Here is a 392-nt window from a genome sequence, read left to right as displayed (position 1 = left end):
GCCGGTCACGTTGATATGGCGCACATAAACCCGTCGGCTCGGGTCGACCTGTAGCGTGAGATCGACCGTATGGCGCTGCTGGTCGATTTTGGGCACTGCATTGACCGTCGCGAATGCATAGCCGTATTCACCGAGCTTATCCACCACAGCCTTTGTCGCGGCCTGCAGTTTTTCAGCGGAAAAGCGTTCACCGGGTTTGATGTTCACGAGCTTCGTGAGCTCGGCCTCACGATCGAGCAGATTGCCTGCAAGCCTGATTGACGAAATCGTATAGGGCTCGCCTCCGTGCAGGGTGATCGTCAAATACATATCCTTCTTGTCAGGCGTCACCGATACCTGCGTCGACTCGATATTGAACTCCAGGTAGCCACGATTCAGATAGTAAGAGCGCA

1 protein-coding gene is annotated in these 392 nt (G+C 54.8%); it reads right to left on the bottom strand.

Annotated features, from left to right (window positions below; translation table 11 throughout):
* Positions 1–392: POTRA domain-containing protein (locus EN859_RS35635; protein WP_210237756.1), on the bottom strand; the 392-nt coding region annotated here is incomplete at both ends.

Origin of the sequence: Mesorhizobium sp. M00.F.Ca.ET.216.01.1.1 (assembly GCF_004010325.2) — a bacterium.
GTDB lineage: Bacteria > Pseudomonadota > Alphaproteobacteria > Rhizobiales > Rhizobiaceae > Mesorhizobium.
This window is presented reverse-complemented; position numbering and strand designations above follow the sequence as displayed.